General features: G+C 68.8%; 14 protein-coding genes. 6 read left to right on the plus strand and 8 right to left on the minus strand.

What is annotated here, in order from left to right:
• Window positions 1-63: 63 nt before the first annotated feature.
• The 4 genes from cpaB to G6O54_RS03705 form a co-directional block, all read right to left on the minus strand.
• A complete protein-coding gene (gene cpaB, locus G6O54_RS03690; RefSeq protein WP_165220245.1) occupies window positions 64-1,224 on the minus strand; it encodes a Flp pilus assembly protein CpaB in 1,161 nt (386 codons plus the stop codon).
• A 70-nt stretch (window positions 1,225-1,294) separates the two neighbouring features.
• The gene (locus G6O54_RS03695; protein ID WP_165220247.1) at window positions 1,295-1,840 is read right to left on the minus strand and encodes an A24 family peptidase; all 546 of its coding nucleotides are present in this window, start codon (window positions 1,838-1,840) and stop codon (window positions 1,295-1,297) included.
• Window positions 1,841-2,118: 278 nt separating this feature from the next.
• Window positions 2,119-2,301 (minus strand): Flp family type IVb pilin, encoded by a 183-nt coding sequence (locus G6O54_RS03700; RefSeq protein ID WP_165220249.1) that lies wholly within the window; start codon window positions 2,299-2,301, stop codon window positions 2,119-2,121.
• A gap of 323 nt (window positions 2,302-2,624) precedes the next feature.
• Window positions 2,625-2,807 carry a Flp family type IVb pilin gene (locus G6O54_RS03705; protein WP_165220251.1) on the minus strand — a complete coding sequence of 61 codons (183 nt, stop codon included), beginning with the start codon at window positions 2,805-2,807 and terminating at the stop codon, window positions 2,625-2,627.
• A gap of 350 nt (window positions 2,808-3,157) precedes the next feature.
• Between G6O54_RS03705 and G6O54_RS03710 the strand changes: the two genes are divergently transcribed.
• The 3 genes from G6O54_RS03710 to G6O54_RS03720 all read left to right on the plus strand — a co-directional run bounded on the left by G6O54_RS03710 (window position 3,158) and on the right by G6O54_RS03720 (window position 6,289).
• Window positions 3,158-4,051, plus strand: a complete 894-nt coding sequence (locus tag G6O54_RS03710) for a prenyltransferase/squalene oxidase repeat-containing protein (protein WP_165220253.1) — start codon at window positions 3,158-3,160, stop codon at window positions 4,049-4,051.
• A complete protein-coding gene (locus G6O54_RS03715; RefSeq protein ID WP_165220255.1) occupies window positions 4,048-5,034 on the plus strand; it encodes a DUF362 domain-containing protein in 987 nt (328 codons plus the stop codon). The genes G6O54_RS03710 and G6O54_RS03715 overlap by 4 nt, the downstream gene beginning before the upstream one ends.
• Before the next feature lie 394 nt (window positions 5,035-5,428).
• Window positions 5,429-6,289: an SPFH domain-containing protein gene (locus G6O54_RS03720; RefSeq protein WP_439650241.1), complete on the plus strand. Its 861-nt coding sequence runs from the start codon at window positions 5,429-5,431 to the stop codon at window positions 6,287-6,289.
• A 26-nt stretch (window positions 6,290-6,315) separates the two neighbouring features.
• On the opposite strand, the gene G6O54_RS03725 is transcribed toward G6O54_RS03720, so the two are convergent.
• The 4 genes from G6O54_RS03725 to G6O54_RS03740 all read right to left on the minus strand — a co-directional run bounded on the left by G6O54_RS03725 (window position 6,316) and on the right by G6O54_RS03740 (window position 12,399).
• Window positions 6,316-9,309, minus strand: a complete 2,994-nt coding sequence (locus G6O54_RS03725; protein ID WP_165220256.1) for an FG-GAP-like repeat-containing protein — start codon at window positions 9,307-9,309, stop codon at window positions 6,316-6,318.
• Window positions 9,310-9,370: 61 nt separating this feature from the next.
• The gene (locus G6O54_RS03730) at window positions 9,371-10,678 is read right to left on the minus strand and encodes a tetratricopeptide repeat protein (RefSeq protein WP_165220257.1); all 1,308 of its coding nucleotides are present in this window, start codon (window positions 10,676-10,678) and stop codon (window positions 9,371-9,373) included.
• Between the two features lie 186 nt (window positions 10,679-10,864).
• On the minus strand, window positions 10,865-11,068 hold the full coding sequence (locus G6O54_RS03735) for a hypothetical protein (protein ID WP_165220258.1): 204 nt from the start codon (window positions 11,066-11,068) through the stop codon (window positions 10,865-10,867).
• Window positions 11,069-11,280: 212 nt separating this feature from the next.
• Window positions 11,281-12,399, minus strand: coding sequence for a DUF1559 domain-containing protein (locus G6O54_RS03740; RefSeq protein WP_165220261.1), 1,119 nt, complete (start codon window positions 12,397-12,399; stop codon window positions 11,281-11,283).
• Window positions 12,400-12,795: 396 nt separating this feature from the next.
• Between G6O54_RS03740 and G6O54_RS03745 the strand changes: the two genes are divergently transcribed.
• The 3 genes from G6O54_RS03745 (at window position 12,796) to G6O54_RS03755 (ending at window position 16,916) form a co-directional block, all read left to right on the plus strand.
• A complete protein-coding gene (locus G6O54_RS03745) occupies window positions 12,796-15,840 on the plus strand; it encodes an FG-GAP-like repeat-containing protein (protein ID WP_165220264.1) in 3,045 nt (1,014 codons plus the stop codon).
• 171 nt (window positions 15,841-16,011) lie between these two features.
• Window positions 16,012-16,488 carry an STAS domain-containing protein gene (locus G6O54_RS03750; protein ID WP_165220267.1) on the plus strand — a complete coding sequence of 159 codons (477 nt, stop codon included), beginning with the start codon at window positions 16,012-16,014 and terminating at the stop codon, window positions 16,486-16,488.
• A 68-nt stretch (window positions 16,489-16,556) separates the two neighbouring features.
• The gene (locus G6O54_RS03755; protein ID WP_165220270.1) at window positions 16,557-16,916 is read left to right on the plus strand and encodes an STAS domain-containing protein; all 360 of its coding nucleotides are present in this window, start codon (window positions 16,557-16,559) and stop codon (window positions 16,914-16,916) included.
• Window positions 16,917-16,924: the final 8 nt, after the last annotated feature.

The raw sequence follows: 16,924 nt of genomic DNA on the forward strand, positions 1-16,924 counted from the left end.
TCTGTCCGGCATCCTGGGGGGGACGGCGGATCTCCGGCCGTCGCGGGCGGACGTGCCGGCCGCTCAGGGGCTCTCCCCGCCGGTCGTCGCGGAGCCGAGGCCGGTGATCGCCGGGACGCCGCTGCCGAAGCCCTGGGGCTCGGCGGCGAGGACGCCCGGGAGCGGCTTCTCCTTGACCACGTCCTGGTCTTTCGACTTGGCCAGTACCCGATGAGCTGCGCCATTGAGCGGCACCCGTTCGAACCTGTCCCCCTTGCCCTCCTTCTCCCGGATCGGCCGGTAGATGGAGACATAGCGGGCCTGCCGCTCGTCGGGCGGGTTGTCGGTCAGGTATCGCCGCCAGCCGTCCTTCACGCTCTCGAGCTCCTGCTCGCGCTGCGTGAGCTTCTGGTTCACCTTGTCGAGCCCCCCCTTGAGCGCGGCCATCTCCTCGGGCGTCGGCCCGGCCTGCTTCTTCGCCATGTTCTGACGGATCTCCTCGTTGTCCTTCTCGAGCTTGAGGCGAGCCTGACGCTCCTTCTCCAGGTCATCCCGGAGGCCCTTCATCTCGGGGGCTTCCTTCGGCCTGGCGACCACGTCATGGTCGTTGACGCCGCGGAGGGAGAGGGAGAGCGGGCCGTTGGCCTTGGCGGCGACCAGGATGGAGGCCTGCTCCGGGGTGACGGCCAGCGTGACCGTGTGGTTCTGGAGCGACTTCTCCTCGGATCGCGTGAAGACCTGGCCGGAGGCCAGCACGAGCACATTCTGGAGGATCATGTCGGCGTGGGGCTGCTTCCCGGCCTCCGGCGCCTCGTAGCGGATCACGTCCACGCGATGTCCCGGGAGGACGAAGCCGGAGACGCCCGATTGCTCGTTCACCTCCACCGCGAACGCCCTCATGCCCTTGGGGATATTGGCGACGAGCCCCGGCGGCGTCCCCTTGGGCCCGAGCTTCTTCTCGACGATCAGATCGCCCTCGATCATCGTGGTGCTGACCCAGCGATCCTCGACATCCTTGAACGCCGCGAATGCGCCGGGCGGGACCGACTTCCTGGCCATCCGCACCACGTTGACCATGTCCGCCTTGAGGATCTCCTCGTGCTTGAAGTCCCGGGCCGCGACGATGACGTCCTGCGTCTCCTCCTCGACGGCGGGCGGCTTGCCCATGTATTTCATCGAGATGATCATGGCGCCCAGGCCGAGGACGACGGCCAGGGAGAGCACCATCAGCGATCTTCCGTTCATGGCAGCCGCTCGCTTTCATGCGGTTGAGGAGGTCTTCGGTGGTGTCCCGGGCGATCAGACGGTGGGGCGGCTACCGGGCCCAGAGCAGGCCGGCGCCGGCGAAGTAGGCCACGGAACCGATGGCGATCGGGATGCCGTAGGGGAGCAGCCTCATCGACGGCTTGCGCCGTGCGGCCCGCTCGGAGAGCTCGACCGGGTTCCGGACGGTGAGGATCTCGTGGCCGATGATCTGGGCCGTGACCAGGTGCTGGATCCAGTTCCCGGAGATCGCGATCATCGCGGCGCCGATGACTCCCCCGGCCAGGGCCGTCCCCACGAAGGCCCAGAGCATGTGATGGGCCCCGATCCAGGCCCCCATGCCGGCCATCAGCTTGACGTCGCCGGCGCCCATGCCGCCGATGGCGTAGAGGGGCAGCAGCGAGAGCAGGCCGACGCCGGCTCCCGCCAGCGACCAGGCCAGGCCCCATGGGCCGCCCGTCGTCAGGGCGAACACCAGCCCCGTGGCGAAGAACGGGAAGGTCAGCCAGTTGGGGACCCGGAGCTGGCGGCCGTCGATGATCGCGGCCACCACCAGGACCCCGGACACGAACCACGCCACCGCAGGGATCACCGCCATCGCCGACTCCTCCAGGAGCATCCAGCCGACCAACCCCCGACCGGGACCACCCCGGACTGCTCTCGGGCCCATTCATCCACCAGAAACTTGGGTCGCATCGTCCGCCCTGTCAAATCGACGGCCGGGCCATCGTCCGCATGCTCCCGGCTTGGGGCCGCGACGGACCGGACGACGAAAACGGGCGAGGTCGACGACGATCCGTCGACCTCACCCGCTCCGTCCGATCCGTCGTCACGATCGCCGTCGGAGGCCGGCGACGAACCGGCCCGGGGGGCCGATCAGGACCCGCCGCCGAGGGTCGAGTTCACGGAGTTGAAAGTGCCGCTGATGCTCGTGCCCAGCGACTTGACGATCGTGATGCAGGCCACCAGGATCAGGGCCAGCATGACCGCGTACTCGACCGCGGTCGGGCCGTCCTCGCTGACCAGGAACCGTTCGACTCGCTTCATCAGGGTGTGCATGAGAACCTCCAGAGGGAAGGGATCAACGCAGGCGAGGCATGGGATCGTGCCGCGAGGGGAGCCTCGTAGCCGCCCTCGACCTCTGCGCTGGGGCCGATCGGATCGATTCGACCTCGATCGCGTCTATCGAACGCTAGGTCACGTCTGCGGGTGGGGTCAAATCCGAGGCCTCTTCTCGCCGAGGCGTTGCCGCGGAGGAACATCCCGCGGCTTGATCATGGCCCGCAGATGGCCCGCGGGGGAGGATTCGAAGAACGGTCGGGGCCGACGGGAACTCGTCCGCCCCGACCGTGACGTCGGATTTGAATCCCGCAGGGGCGGGATCAGGATCCGCCGCCGAGGGTCGAGTTCACGGAGTTGAAGGTGCCGCTGACGCTCGTGCCCAGCGACTTGACGATCGTGATGCAGGCCACCAGGATCAGGGCCAGCATGACCGCGTACTCGACCGCGGTCGGGCCGTCCTCGCTGACCAGGAACCGTTCGACTCGTTTCATCAGGGTGTGCATCGGGAACTCCTCGGTAGTTGAGAGCAGGGAAATCGTCGCCAACGCAAGATCGCCAGGGCGGCTTGTCCGCGTCATCCGCGGGAACGAGGTGCGTTCGCTCCGAGCGGATCAGGTCCGCTCGCCTTGCCGCCGGTTGTATCTGCTCAACACTAGGTCACGTCCGCGTCGGCTGCCAAATCCACGAGCCCCCGGGGGCGTATTTGTTGCGGCCCCGCGACGAGCCGGCGACCCGACCGGAATTCCACGGATTCGAAGGACCGTCCCCGCGCATCGGCGCACTACCTTGCTTGAAGGAGGAGCTTCGGAGGCTTCGATCGTCGGGGTGAACTTCGCGAGGCGGGACCGAAACCGTGAGTGGCAACTGGAAGGCTGCGGCCCGGGGCATGCTCGAGGCGCGGAGGGACCGGTGCGGCGCCTGGGGATATAGCCCCGGGCTGGCCCCGACGGCCGAGGCGACCGCCCTGGCCGCCCTGGGGATCCTGGCCGGCGGCGGGGAGTCCGACTTGCCATCGGCGGCGGACTGGCTCCGTCAGCGGCAACGATCGGACGGGGCCGTCGGACTCTCCTCGGAGCTGGCCGGAACCGGCTGGGCGACGCCGCATGCGATCCTCTTCTGGAACGCCGCGGGCCTCGATCTGGAGCCGAGGCGGGCCGCGGTCCGTTGGCTCCTGGCCTCGAGGGGCGCGCGCATGGACGTCCCGCCTGCGGAGCGGCTGGGGGTCATGGGGCACGACACGAGCCTCGTCGGTTGGTCGTGGATCGACGGCACACATTCGTGGCTCGAGCCGACCGCCATGGCCGTGCTGGCACTCTGCCGCGAAGGGCAGGGGAGCCATCCCCGCGTGCTCGAAGGCCGCAAGCTCATCCTCGATCGCAGCCTGCAACACGGCGGCTGGAACTACGGGAATCGGCGGGTCTTCGGGAGCGAGCTCAGGCCGCAACCCGGGCCGACCGGGCAAGCCTTGCTCGCGCTCGCGGCCACCGATCCGAACGGCCGCCTCCATTGCGTGGACCTGGCGGTCTCCTACCTCCTGAACACCCTGCCCGGGACATTCGCCCCGATCTCGCTGGCCTGGGGAGTCCTCGGGCTCCATGCGTGGCGAGCATGCCCGCCCGAGTCGGAGTCCTGGTTGTCCCGGTCGTTCGAGGCCCATCGGGCCGATCGAGACGCGACCGTGGGGACCGGGCTCCTGCTCGTCGCCTCGGCCGGCAAGCTCCCCTCCCATTCGGGGGCCTCATCATGAAGCGTCGCTCGTTCCTGACGGCGGCCGGGGCAATCGCCGCCGGCGGCCTGGGGCTCCGGGCCGCACGGTCATCCGGCGAGGCCTGGATGCGGTCCTCGGTCTTCGTCGGCTGTGCGCGTTCCTATTCGGAGGACCTCGAGCCGATCATCGCCGCCGGGCTCTCGGAGCTGGGGCTGGGGCCCGACCGGATCCGGGGCAAGACGGTCCTGCTGAAGCCGAATCTCGTGGAACCGGTCCGGGCCGAACCCCAGATCAACACCCACCCGGCCGTGGTCCGGGCCGCCGCCGAGGTCTTCCGGCGCGGGGGGGCTCGCGAGGTCCTCGTCGCCGAGGGGCAGGGGCATTGTCGGGACTCTCGGCTGGTCCTCGACGAATCCGGGCTCGGCTCGGTGCTGGCCGAGTCCCACCTCGAGTTCGTCGACCTGAATCACGACGACGTCGTCCGGGTCCCCAACGGCTCACGGTTCACGGAGCTGGCGGAGCTGGTCCTCCCGGCGACGCTCCGCCGCGCCGACCTCATCGTCTCCATGCCCAAGATGAAGACCCATCACTGGGCGGGCGTGACCCTGTCGATGAAGAACCTCTTCGGCGTGATGCCCGGTGTCTGCTACGGATGGCCGAAGAACGTGCTCCACCACGCGGGAATCCCGCAGTCGATCATCGACATCAATGCCGCGGTCCGTCCGCACCTGGCCATCGTGGACGGCATCATCGGGATGGAGGGTGACGGTCCGATCATGGGGACGCCGAAGCCGGCGGGATTGCTCGTGATGGGGACGAACTTCCCGGCCGTCGACGCCACCTGCGCCCGGCTGATGGGGATCGACCCGGCGCGGGTGGCCTACCTCGCCGCGTCCTCGGGCTTCCTCGGGCCCATCAAGTCCGAGCACATCGCCCAGCGTGGGGAGCTCATCGGCCCGCTCGTGCAGCCGTTCCGATTGCTCGACCATCCTAGCCTTGCCCAGCTTCGAGCACGCGGCTAGACCCCCGTCACGTCCGGTTCCGCGGGAACGAGCACCCCGGAGTAAAGACCGACGCGGGCCGACTGCAACCAGGATGAAGTCGCGAAGGGGTTCAATCGGCGCCAGGAGGATGGCAAGCCCGGCCTGAGGCAGCACCAGGCCCAGGATCGACGGAAGATCATGGCGCCGCATCGGAAACGCCGGCTTCGGCACTCAGGTCCCTACTTCGGCAACCCCCTTCAGGTTTCGACGACCACCGCCACTCAGGCGGCCATGGATTCGGTCCGCGTTCTCTCCAATACTGGCGGATTGACGTCGAACACACGATCGACGTGTATCAAGACCACCCGATGGGGAGATTCCGACGATGCAACTCGAAGCCGAATGGGACAGCAAGCCGAAGCCGACGATCCAGATGCGAGAGGTCCTGATCGTACCGAAGTCGGGCGGGACAATGCTGGCTTATGCACTCGGAACGATCGGCGTGGCGTTCCTGCTTTGTGTCATCGCCGCGGCGACCAACAGCCCAGGCTGGATCCTGCCCGCGATCCTCCTGGCGGGGGGAGCCGTGGTTGTGCTCACCGGACTCTTCACGGTCGGCCCGAACGACGCGAAGGTGCTCCAGCTCTTCGGCGACTACCAGGGGACCGTCCGAGAACCCGGCCTGCGCTGGGTCAATCCCCTCTACACGAAGAAGCGAGTCTCGCTCCGGGTGCGGAACTTCGAGAGCGAGCGGCTCAAGGTCAATGACCTCTCCGGCAACCCGATCGAGATCGCCGCGGTGGTCGTCTGGCGAGTCGTGGACACGGCGGAGGCGCTCTTCCACGTCGACGACTTCACGGACTTCGTCCACGTGCAGAGCGAGGCGGCCATCCGCAACCTGGCGCTGAGTTACCCGTACGATCCGCACGTCGAGGGGGAGATCGCGCTCCGGAGCCACACGGCCGAGGTCGCCGAGCACCTCAAGTCCGAGATCCAGGAGCGGCTCCACCAGGCCGGCGTGGACGTGATCGAGGCGAGGATCAGCCACCTGGCCTATGCCCCGGAGATTGCCCATGCGATGCTCCAGCGGCAGCAGGCGACGGCGGTCATCGCCGCCCGCCAGAAGATCGTGGAGGGGGCCGTGGGGATGGTCGAGATGGCGCTCGACCGGCTCTCGCATCAGAAGATCGTGGAGCTGGACAACGACAAGAAGGCGGCGATGATCGGCAATCTGCTCGTCGTCCTCTGCTCGGACCGCGGCACGCAGCCCGTGGTCAATGCCGGCAAGGGCTGACGGCCCCGCGGCGAGGCCGGGCGCGATCAGCGCTGGCGAGCCAGGGGCCTGGGCGTGCCGTCCCCCTCCCGAATTTCATAAGAGCCGTCCGGCTTCAGGTCGCGGAAGCGATCCTCGTGGCCGGACGGCCATTTCACGCGAACCGAGTCGATCTTCGACGCGGAGCCGAGGCCGAAGTGAAGCCGGCCGTCGCTCGCCGAGGCGTAGCTGCCGCCGCCCATTCGCTGCGAAACCCAGCGCCGGCCCGCGGCCTCCACCGTGACGCGCGTGCCGACACCGTCGCGGTTGGATTGAACGCCGCGGAGCTTCAGGCAGAGTGAATGAGCATGTGGCAGCCTGGATTCGTTCTTCAGCAGGACCGGGGATTCGTTCTGGGCCACGACGAGCGCGTCGACGAGGCCGTCGTCGTCGAAGTCGCCGGTGACCAGGCCCCGGCCGACGTGGGGGACGCGGAACGGAGAGTCGGGAGCGGCGGGTAGCTCCGCAAGGCGGCCCGATGGATCGCCGAGGAAGAGCTGGATCGGCATGGCGTAGGGGAAGAGCGGGCGGATGTCGCTGACGTAGCCGTTGGCGATCATGAGGTCGAGATGCCCGTCATTGTTCGCGTCCAGGAAGGAGATGCCGAAGCCGAGCCGGAAGCGCGTGGGGGCGGCCAGCCCCGCGGCGGCGCTACGGTCGGCGAAGAAGCCGTCGCCGAGGTTGGCATACAGAGTCGTCGACTCGTCGTAGAAGTTGGTGACCGCGAGATCGGGGCGGCCGTCGCCGTCGGCATCTCCGCAGGCGACCCCCATGCCGGCCTGGAAGCCGCCGGCGGCATTGGCGGCGAGCCCGGCGAGGTGGGCTCGCTCCTCGAACCGGAATCCGCCCAGGTTTCGCCAGAAGAAGTTCGCCGTCGTGTCGTTGGCGACGAAGAGGTCGACGAGGCTGTCGCCGTCGAGATCGGCGGCCACGACGCCGAGCCCGCGGCCCTCGCGCTCGTCCATCCCGGCCTCGTGCGTGACGTCCACGAACCGCCGGGCGAACTCGTTGCGGAAGACGTGATCCGGCATGGCGTCGACCTCGCGCGGGTTGCACGTCATGGCGATCGTCCCGGAGGGATCCTTGCAGAGCCTCGGATGGTCGGGATCCCAGGCACCATAGTGGCAGACGTAGAGATCGAGGTCTCCGTCATTGTCCAGGTCGGCGAAGGCGGCCGAGGTCGGCCAGTCCCGTTCTCCCCCCAGGCCCATCGCCTCGGTCACGTCCTCGAACGTCCCGTCGCCCCGGTTGCGAAACAGCGCGTACGAGCGCCAGCGGGTGACGAAGAGGTCGGGATGGCCGTCATTGTCGTAGTCGCCCACGGCGACGGCGTGGCCGTAGCCCCCCCTGAACGCGGCGATGCGGCTGCGGGTCGTCACGTCCTCGAAGGTGCCGTCGCCGCGATTGCGGAAGAGTCGATCGGCCGAACGGCCGCTGGGATCGGCGGGGGGAAACGCGCCTCCCTGGACGAGGAAGAGGTCGAGCCGACCGTCGCCGTCGTAGTCGAACGCCGCGGCCCCGCCGCTCGACATCTCCGGGAGCTGGTGGATCGGGCTCGTGCCGTTGTCCATGAGGAATCGTTCCAGCCCGGCCTCGCGAGTCCGCTCGACGAACCGGGGCAGGGCGCCGGGCTCGCCGCGGGATGGCCCGGCGAACAGGACATCTCGCTCATGCGGATCGGCGGGGAGCCCGAGGGCCTGGGCGAGTGTCGCCCCCGAGCGGGCCGGCGCGGGGTTGCCGACCGGGGGGGCCGGGCTCGCCGGGGTTGCACCCGGCTCCCTCGCGGCGATGATCTCCCGAAAGGCCCGGGCCTCGAAGGGTCGGCCGAGCTGATCGGCGAGGCCGGCAAGCTCCTCCAGGTGTTCCGCGAGCTTGCTCGACTTGTAGATCGTCAGATATCGGTCCCAGTCGCGGTCATGCGCGTCCTTCTGCCGGCGATATCGCTCCGCCTCCGCGTGATCCCCGGCCTCGAGTGCGAGCAGGGACAGTCGGACCATGGCGTCCGCGCGGCCGGGTTCCTGCATGAGCAGGCCCTCGAGGGCGCGTCGCTCCGCACCCGAGTCATGGCGACGTGCGGCGAACCAGGCTTCCAGTGAGTACATCGAGGCGGCGTCGAATGACGAGGCCGGCAGTCGAGACGCGGCCCGTGCCGCCTCGACCGGCTGTCCGGCCGCGAGGGCCAGGTTGAGCCACGCCTTCCACGCGTCGAGGTTGTCCGCCGGCCGGGAGAGGAGCGGCTCGAGGGTGGCGCGGGCCTGATCAAAGGCACCGGATCGCACGGAGAGGTTGGCCCGGGCGATGCTCAGCAGGGCCGCGTCACCCTCGACCGGGTCGCCCATGCCCGACTCGAGGACGTTCATGTTCAATTCGAGGGGGAACGGCTCCAGGTCCAATCCCAGGTGGGCCTTCAGGATCCCCAGCCGGATCTCCTCCTTCGCGGCGGGGGGCCCCGAGGCCAGCCGCCAGCGTGCTTCCAGCAACCGCCTGGCCTCGTCGGGACGCCCGAGCTGGTTGAGGAGGATCACGTGCGTGCGAGACAGCTCATCGCCGTCGGGCCCGTTGATTCCCGCGGCGTCCCTCAGGACCCGTTCCGCGTCGCCGATCCTCCCGAGGCTCAGGGCCGCCCGCGCCATCGGTCCGGCGGCCCGAGCGAAGTGGGGGGAATTCGCGGGAATCGCGGAGAGGGTCGCGAGCGCCGCCGCGGGGCTCCCCCTGGCCACCTCGCAGAGGCCGAGCTGGAGACGTACGTCCTCCCGATCGGGCCGTCTTCGAACCAGCTCGGCGAGGCTCTTGTGAGCGAGGCTCAGCCGGCCGGTATCCATCTCCCCGATGGCGCGGCGGAGCTCGCCATCGAGTCTTCGATCACGCCAGGCCGATGTGCCGACGAATGCGGCGGCGACCAGGATTGTCGCCGCCAGGGCCCAGGCCGCGACTCGTCGAACGCCGGCAGCCGGTAGGCCTCGCCGCCGCCGCGCCGGGCTGCGATGATCTGCGGTCGGCACGGCTCCCTCTTCCACGAGACGGCTCCCTGATCCTGACGGGCATCCCGAACGGATCCGGGGTTCATTGGGACGGGCGGGCCGTCTCGCCGAGGAGGCGATAGTGGTTCGCCAGGCCGGACTCTCCACGCCGCTCGTGATAGTCGGCCAGCAGCCTGTTGGCCTCCGGGTTGCGGGGCTGGCTCGCGAGGATGTTGCGGAGCCAGCGAATGGCCTGGTCGTCCCGGCCATGTTCGAGCATCCACGAGGCCAGCTTCAGGCGATGCTCCAGGCGATCCGGCTCGGTCATCATGCGATCCCGGAGCTGGACGACCTCGAGCTGGTCCGCTCGAAGCTTGTCGACCCGATCCTTGTCGGCCTGGGCTTCCTGCTTCCGGTCGAGCCGGCCGTAGATCAGCATCCGCTGATAGAGCGAGTCGAGGTCGAGCGGATCCGACTCGATCGCGGCGGTCAGATGCACGAGGGCGGCCGACGTATCGCCGCGGAGGATGTCGAGCGACGCGCGTTGACGGGTGGCGTCATGGCTGGCGGGCTCGAGCTCGAGTGCCCGGTCGATCAGGGACGACGCGGCGTCCAGCTCGCCGCGCTTGAGCCTCAGCTCGCCGAGCCCGAGCAGCCCGCGAGGGTCATCCGGATTCGCGGCGATGTAGATGTCGAATTCCCGGATCGCCTCGTCATCGCGGCGATTCTTGGCGAGGGCCCGCGCGAGCCCGAGCCGGGCCCGATCGAGGCCGGGGTCGCGGTCGAGGGCCTCGCGGAAGTGCTGCTCCTCGACCTGGGGGTTGTGCTCCTCGAGCCTCGCGTCGATCTCGGTCTGCCAGAGGAACGGCTTCGGGTCGCGGGGCGAATCGGCGATCCATTTCTGGATGACCTTTCCGGCCATCTCCAGCCGATAGGTCTCGAGATAGACGCGAGCCAGGGCCTCGAGGAGCGGCGGGTCGGGCTCGGTCGCCTCGTTGAGGAGATTCAGGAGGATCGGCTCCGCTCGGATGAACAGGCCAGCCTGGGTGAAGACCAGGGCACGAAGACGATAGAGGGGCCTTGCGTCATGGCCGAGCTGTTCGGCCCGATCCAGACATTGCATGGCCTCCGGGAGGTGACCGAGGGAGAACTCCGCCCGCGCCTTGAGGAATTGGGCCTCGGCCGAATCCGGACGGCTCCGGATCCAGGCATCCAGGTGGGCGAGGGCATCGACGGGCCGCCCCTGGTCGATCGCGGCACGGGCGGCCCGCGACTCGCGGGAAAGGGGGGTGTCCCGACGGGCTATTACGATGATTGCGACGACCACGAGCGCGGCGAGGACAAGAGCCGAGATCAGGCGACGGCCCCGAACCGTCAGCCCTCGTGAAGGGACGGCGGTGGGTTCGGCCATGATCTCAACCCTCGTCCTCGCGATGGAATCCCCGGCGAGGCATTCTACCCGACACCTGGCTGCTTGATCCAACGAGGGCCGGCTCCGGGGGACGGGGGCGGACGATGAAACTCGACCGATCGTCACAAGGAGCCGGCGCCATCACGACCCGGGAAGGGGGGAATCCGTCCCGGACCCCGGGGCGGCTCAGGACTCCGTCGGTGCCTTGGGCTTGGAGCCGAGGGTCGGCTTGCTCTTACCGGTGCCGTAGTCTTTCGGCTGCATCTTGGTCGGGACGTAGCCGGTGTTGGCGGGGACGCCTTCATCAATCCCGCTCGATCCGCAACCGGAGAGGGCCAGGCAAAAGCCCAGGAGGGCGAGGCACGACGGCACGCGCATCAGTTTCTTCATCGTTGAAATTCTCCGCGACCTTGCGACGTTCGAGCAAGGCGAGGGGTTGACGAGCAAGGATGGTCCGCATCGAGTTCCGCCCCGCGGGATCACCACGGACCTGGCGGCGGGGCGGGGGGACGAATTCGCGGTGATCGTGGACCCGGGCGTGCCGTCGAGTCCGGACGCCGGGGCCACGATGAAGGACGGATCAAGACCGCGATGCCCGACGATCAATAGGCGTCGGAGCTAACGACCTCGCCACCGTTTCGGGTGCCGATGGCCCACCAGGTCGGCTGGGAGATCGTATCCTTGATGAACTTCACCGAGCCATCGGAGAAGGCCATGTTCACGCCGCCCGGATGGTTGCTCGTCGCGGTGACGATGCCGGTCACGCCGCCGAATTCACCCTGCTCGCCTCCGGAGTTGAGGAAGCACGTGTACTTGTTCGGCGTGTTGAAGTGATTGTACGCGTTGACGTAGTAGTGCCACGGATAGGCAAGTGCCCAGGAGAAGCCATTGACCCAGCCGTTCGCGATCCCGGTCGTGGTCGGAGGCTGGCCCTGACACTGCTGCAGGAGCTTCTGGGCGTAGGCCACGTTGCCGGAATCATGGGTGTTCCAATCGGCCCCCTTGAGGTCGAATGCCGTCCTGAGCGCGAGGCCGCCGCCGGATGAGGCGGTGATGGCCGGCCCGTTGACGCCGATCAGCTTCTCGCTGAACAGCGCGGTGTTGCTGCTGCCGTCGGTGACGCCCTCAAGCCCGAAGAAGGCGAGGTTGGAGTCCGCGCCCCACCACTCCTGCGGATTTCGGGTGTAGTTGGAGACGATCGTCCCGCTCCACATGCGAATCGAGCCGGATCCGCCGAAATTGCCCCGATAGCTGATCGGGGCCCAGGGGGCGGCGGGCCGGGTCTTGATGCCGTCGGATGGGCAGAGGAATCCGGGGAGGGCGTTGTACGTCACGGTCGTGTTCTGCGGCCCGTCCGCGGCGATGCTCGAGTTGTAGGCGTTGTAGAGGGTCCCTTGCTCGATGTTCGGCAGCAGGGCGACGGCCCAGCTCGCATTCCAGCCCCACCCGTTGCCGCCGTTGCTGGGAGGACAGCAACTGGCGCCCCCCGCCGGCCCGAGGAACATCAGGTAGGAGGGGAAGCAGTTGTAGGTGGAGTGGTAGTTGTGGACCGCGAGACCGAGCTGCTTCAACTGGTTGGTGCATTGGGCCCTGCGAGCCGCCTCCCGCGCCGACTGCACGGCGGGCAACAGCAGGGCGATCAAGACTGCGATGATGGCGATCACCACGAGGAGTTCGATCAGGGTGAACCCTCGGGCGATGCGGGCACGTGACCTGAACATCGGCGGGAGACTCCGAAGTGACAGGGAAGCACGACGATAAACGTCGAAATGAAGCACGACCCGCCTTGGTGAGGCGGACGCAGCGCGCCGGACGCAGACGACCACTTGGAGGAGATCGATGACCCGATCAATCATCTGACAAAGGCAATGATCGCTCCTTATACACCAACGGCGACGGAAAGCAAGAGTTCGGCCCGGGAGTTTTTTCGCAATGCCCGGGTTCATCCCGATTGCACGGCAGGGTCACCCGGGGTGAGGTGGTTTGGCGATGCCGCTCGGTCCGGGGACGGGTACTTGTCGGCTGGAATTGCGATCGGTGATGATGACGTCCGAGCCGGCGATCCCGGGTCCGGATCATAGGTCGAACGATAGAGCCACCTCGTGCGAGGTCCAGGGATGCGGCGTGCGAGTTCCTTCTGGGTGGTGGGGATCGTGCTGCTCGGTGGGATCGTCGCCGCGGCCGCCGTCGTGGGCCTGGCCGCACGACGACGTGGATGGCAGGCCGATCTCGACGCCGCGCGGAAGGCCCTGGCGGAGGGTCGGCACGCGCTGGCCAGGCAGCGGCTCGCGGACCTGGCCGAGCGCTGGACCCATGATGGGGAGGTCCTCCTGCTCCTGGGCGAATGCGAGCTGGCACGGGGACGGCGGGATGACGCCCTGGCCGCGTGGAGCCGGATCCGGAAGGAGAGCCCGTATCATTCCCGCGCGGCCCTCCTCCGGGCGACCCACCTGATCAACTCCGGGCGCTATGGGCCGGCCGAGCGAGTCCTCATGGAGGCGCTCGAGGGCCCCGTCGCATCCGGCACCTATGAGCTCGAGCGGGCTCTGAGCCGACTCTTTCGCTTCGAAGGCCGGTTCGAGGACGTCCGCGAGATCCTCCGCCGGAGCTGGTGCCGGAGCGACGATCCCGCGGCGGTCCTCCGGGAGCTCTGGCTCCTCGACTTCTCGCCGATGCCCGTGGAATCGTGGGGGCTGGTGCTCGACAAGGCGGACGCCGAGGATGACCGCGTCTGGCTCGGTCGCGGACGGCACGCCACGATGACCGGTCGCTTCGAGGAGGCCCGCCGCTGGCTGGAACGCTGCGTGGAGAAGCGGCCCGCCGACGCGGCCGTGCTCCGCGCGGAACTCGACCTGGCGCTGGCCGCGGACGATCCCACGCGATTCTGGGCCATCGCGGGGCGCATCCCGGCCGACCGGCTGGGGCCGGCGGAGGTCGCGTATCTACGCTGCTGGCTGCGGCGAGTCGCTCGCGACCGCGTCGGCGAACGGCTCGAGCTCGAGGCCCTGGCCCGCGACTTCCCTGGGAACATCCCGGCCCTGGAGCGGCTGGCCGCCGTGACGCTGGAATCCGGCCGGCCGGGGGAGGCCGAGAGATTGCATCGCGAGAAGGCGGAGGCCGATAAGGCCAAGGACCGGTTTCGAAAGGTCCTCCTGGACGAGAGCCGGCTCCTCGCCCACGCCGGGGAGCTTTCCTCGCTCTCCGCCTCGCTCCACCGCGAGTTCGACGCGGCGGCCTGGTCGTTGCTGGCCCGGGCCGCGTCGGACGGCACGGGTCCCGAGCCGGCGCGGGTCCGGTTCGACGGCACGACGGCCGTTTCCGAGACGATCCTCTCGTCTGCCCGCGAGATTTCCGCCCCGACCCGGAAGGCGGCCGCCGGGCCCGTCCCCGATACGGCCATGCTCGCCGATCGCCTCGCGGACCTCCGCCCGGCCGCCGACAGCAAGCCTGGGCCGCTCGCCGCCGAGCGCGACGGCGACCCCGGGGCGACCGCCTCGACCACGGCCTTCGCGTTCCGCGACGACGCCGAGGCGGCCGGCCTCCGGTTCCTCTTCGACAACGGAAAGACCCCCCAGTTCCTCCTCCCGGAGACGATGTCCGGCGGCCTCGGCCTGATCGACTTCGACGGCGACGGCTGGCTGGACGTCTACTGCATCCAGGGAGGTCCGCTCGACCCCGGCATGGACTCGTCCACAACCGGGCCGGGAGACAAGCTCTTCCGCAACCGGGGCGACGGCACCTTCCAGGACGTGACCGAGGCGATGGGCCTTCGGACTCTCCTGCGAGGGCGTGGCTACGGCCTGGGGGTCGCGGTCGGCGACTACGACAACGACGGCCGCCCCGACCTCTTCCTGACCCGCCTGGCCACCTACGTCCTGCTCCGCAATCGGGACGGACGGACGTTCGAGGACGTCACCGAGATCGCCGGCCTATCTGGTCGCCGCGACAACCCGACGTCCGCGGCGTTTGCCGACCTGGACAACGACGGCGACCTGGACCTCTATGTCTGCCATTACATGATCTGGGACCCCGCCGATCCGCGCCTCTGCAAGAACGAGAAGGGTGAGTATTTCTACTGCGATCCCAGCAAGGTCGAGCCGTCCGCGGACCACGCCTTCCGCAATGACCGCGGCCGGTTCGTCGACGTCACCGAAGGGGCGGGCTTCGTCGATCCGGGGGGCAGGGGGCTCGGCGTCGTGGCCTCCGACGTGAACGCCGACGGCCTGGTGGACCTGTTCGTCTCCAACGACGGCACGGCGAATTACCTGTTCCTCAACAAGGGCGGATTCCGCTTCGAGGAGTCGGCCCTGATGGCGGGCGTGGCGGGGAACGCCTCCGGCGGCTACCAGGCGGGGATGGGCGTCGCCGCGGGCGACCTGGACGGCGACGGCCGCCCCGAGCTGCTGGTGACCAACTTCTACGGCGAGGGGACGAGCCTGTATCGCAACCTGGGGAGCGACCTCTTCGCCGACGAGAGCGGGGCGTCCGGGCTGGGGATCGAGACGCGCTACCTCCTCGGCTTCGGCATCGGGCTCCTCGATGCCGCCAACCGCGGGCGGCTCGACGTGATGATCACGAATGGTCACGTGAACGACAATCGTCCTTATTACCCGTATGCCATGCCCGCGAGGCTCTACGAGAATCGCGCCGGGCCGGGGGGATTCAGGCTGGTCGACGTCTCGGAGCGGGCCGGCGCGCCGTTTGAGGTCAGGCGGGTGGGACGCGGGCTGGCCGTGGGAGACCTGGACAACGACGGCCGGGTCGATGCGATCCTCCTCCCCCAGAATGAGCCGGTGGCCTACCTGCACAACGTCGGCGCCGCGGGTCACTTCGCGACCTTCCGGCTCGAGGGGAGCCGGTCGAATCGCGACGCCGTCGGCGCGGGGCTTACGGTGATCGCGGGGGACCTCCGCCGATCGCTCGAGCGGACCGGCGGGGGGAGTTTCCAGTCCGCCTCGGATGCGAGGCTCCACGTCGGCCTGGGCCGGAGGACGCGGATCGATCGCGTGGAGGTCCGGTGGCCGTCCGGCCGGACCGGACACTGGGAGGGCCTGCCGGCCGACGCGGCCTACCTCTTGCGGGAGGGGGATCAGGAGGCCCGCCCCTTGCCCGGATTCCGCGCCCCCATGCCGTCTCCGGGTGTGAGGGCCGCGAGGCCGTGAGAATCCCGGCGCCGGCTGCCAGTCCAATGCGCGGCAACTCGCCAACTCGCCACTGGCCCCGCGGGTGAACGGTCTGCTAGGATGGGCGGACCTCGGTGGCTCATTCCCTCCTCTCGCTGGTCCCTTCACCGGAACCGACCGAGTCAGGGCCCCACTCCGGACAGGTGAAGCATGCTCAAGCCGTCGGTTCAGCTCCACGAACAGGACGGGATCCTGATCGCGGAGTTCTGGGATTGCTGGCGTCTGGACCCCGCCCCGATCCAGGAGCTGCGGGGCCGTTACGACGCCCATCTCCGGAAGCATGGGCGTCCCGAGGTCGTGATCGACCTCAGCGGCGTGGGATTCGCCGGTTCCGCAGCCCTGGGCCATTTCGTCACGCTCCACCGCGATGCCCGCAAGAACGGCGGCCGGCTCGTCTTCTGCAACGTCGATCCGACCGTCATCGAGGTCTTTCGCGCCAGCAAGCTCGAGCCCCTCTTCGATTTCGTGGAGGGGCGTCAGGCGGCACTCGACCTGATCATGAAGGGGCCCGCCGCCGGGGCCGAGTCCCCCTCGCCCGGGCCGGCCGTCCCGTCGCGTCCGCCGCTCGGCGGCCGGCCGTCGTCCAGCCCGCTCCGGCGGAAACGTCCCGAGGCCGAATCCGAATGAACCCCGGGCTCCCGGTGCACCGGGAGCTCAATCCCGACAGGTCGCCGCCCTCTCCAGGATCTTCTGACATGGCCACTTCCGCCCGGATCCAGGTCCAAGACATCGACGGGATCAAGGTCGTCCGGTTCACCGACAACCAGCTCTTCGACGAACGTACGGTCCGAGAAGTGGCCGAGCAGATCGCCGTCAGCCTGCCGGCCGACGGGTCGCCCATCCGGCTGATCCTCGACTTCTCGGAGGTCAGCATGCTCTCCAGCAGCGCCCTCTCCAAGTTCATCCTGATCCAGCGCCGGGTGGACTCGACCCGCGGCAAGCTGCGGCTCTGCGAGCTCTCCCCGATCCTCCAGCAGGTCTTCCGGACCTCCAACCTGGACCGACTCTTCACCATCGACCGCGACCTGCGGTCCGCGACCGAGGCCCTCCGCTGAGCCGGTCG

Origin of the sequence: Aquisphaera insulae (assembly GCF_011064615.1) — a bacterium.
Classification (GTDB): Bacteria; Planctomycetota; Planctomycetia; order Isosphaerales; family Isosphaeraceae; genus Aquisphaera; species Aquisphaera insulae.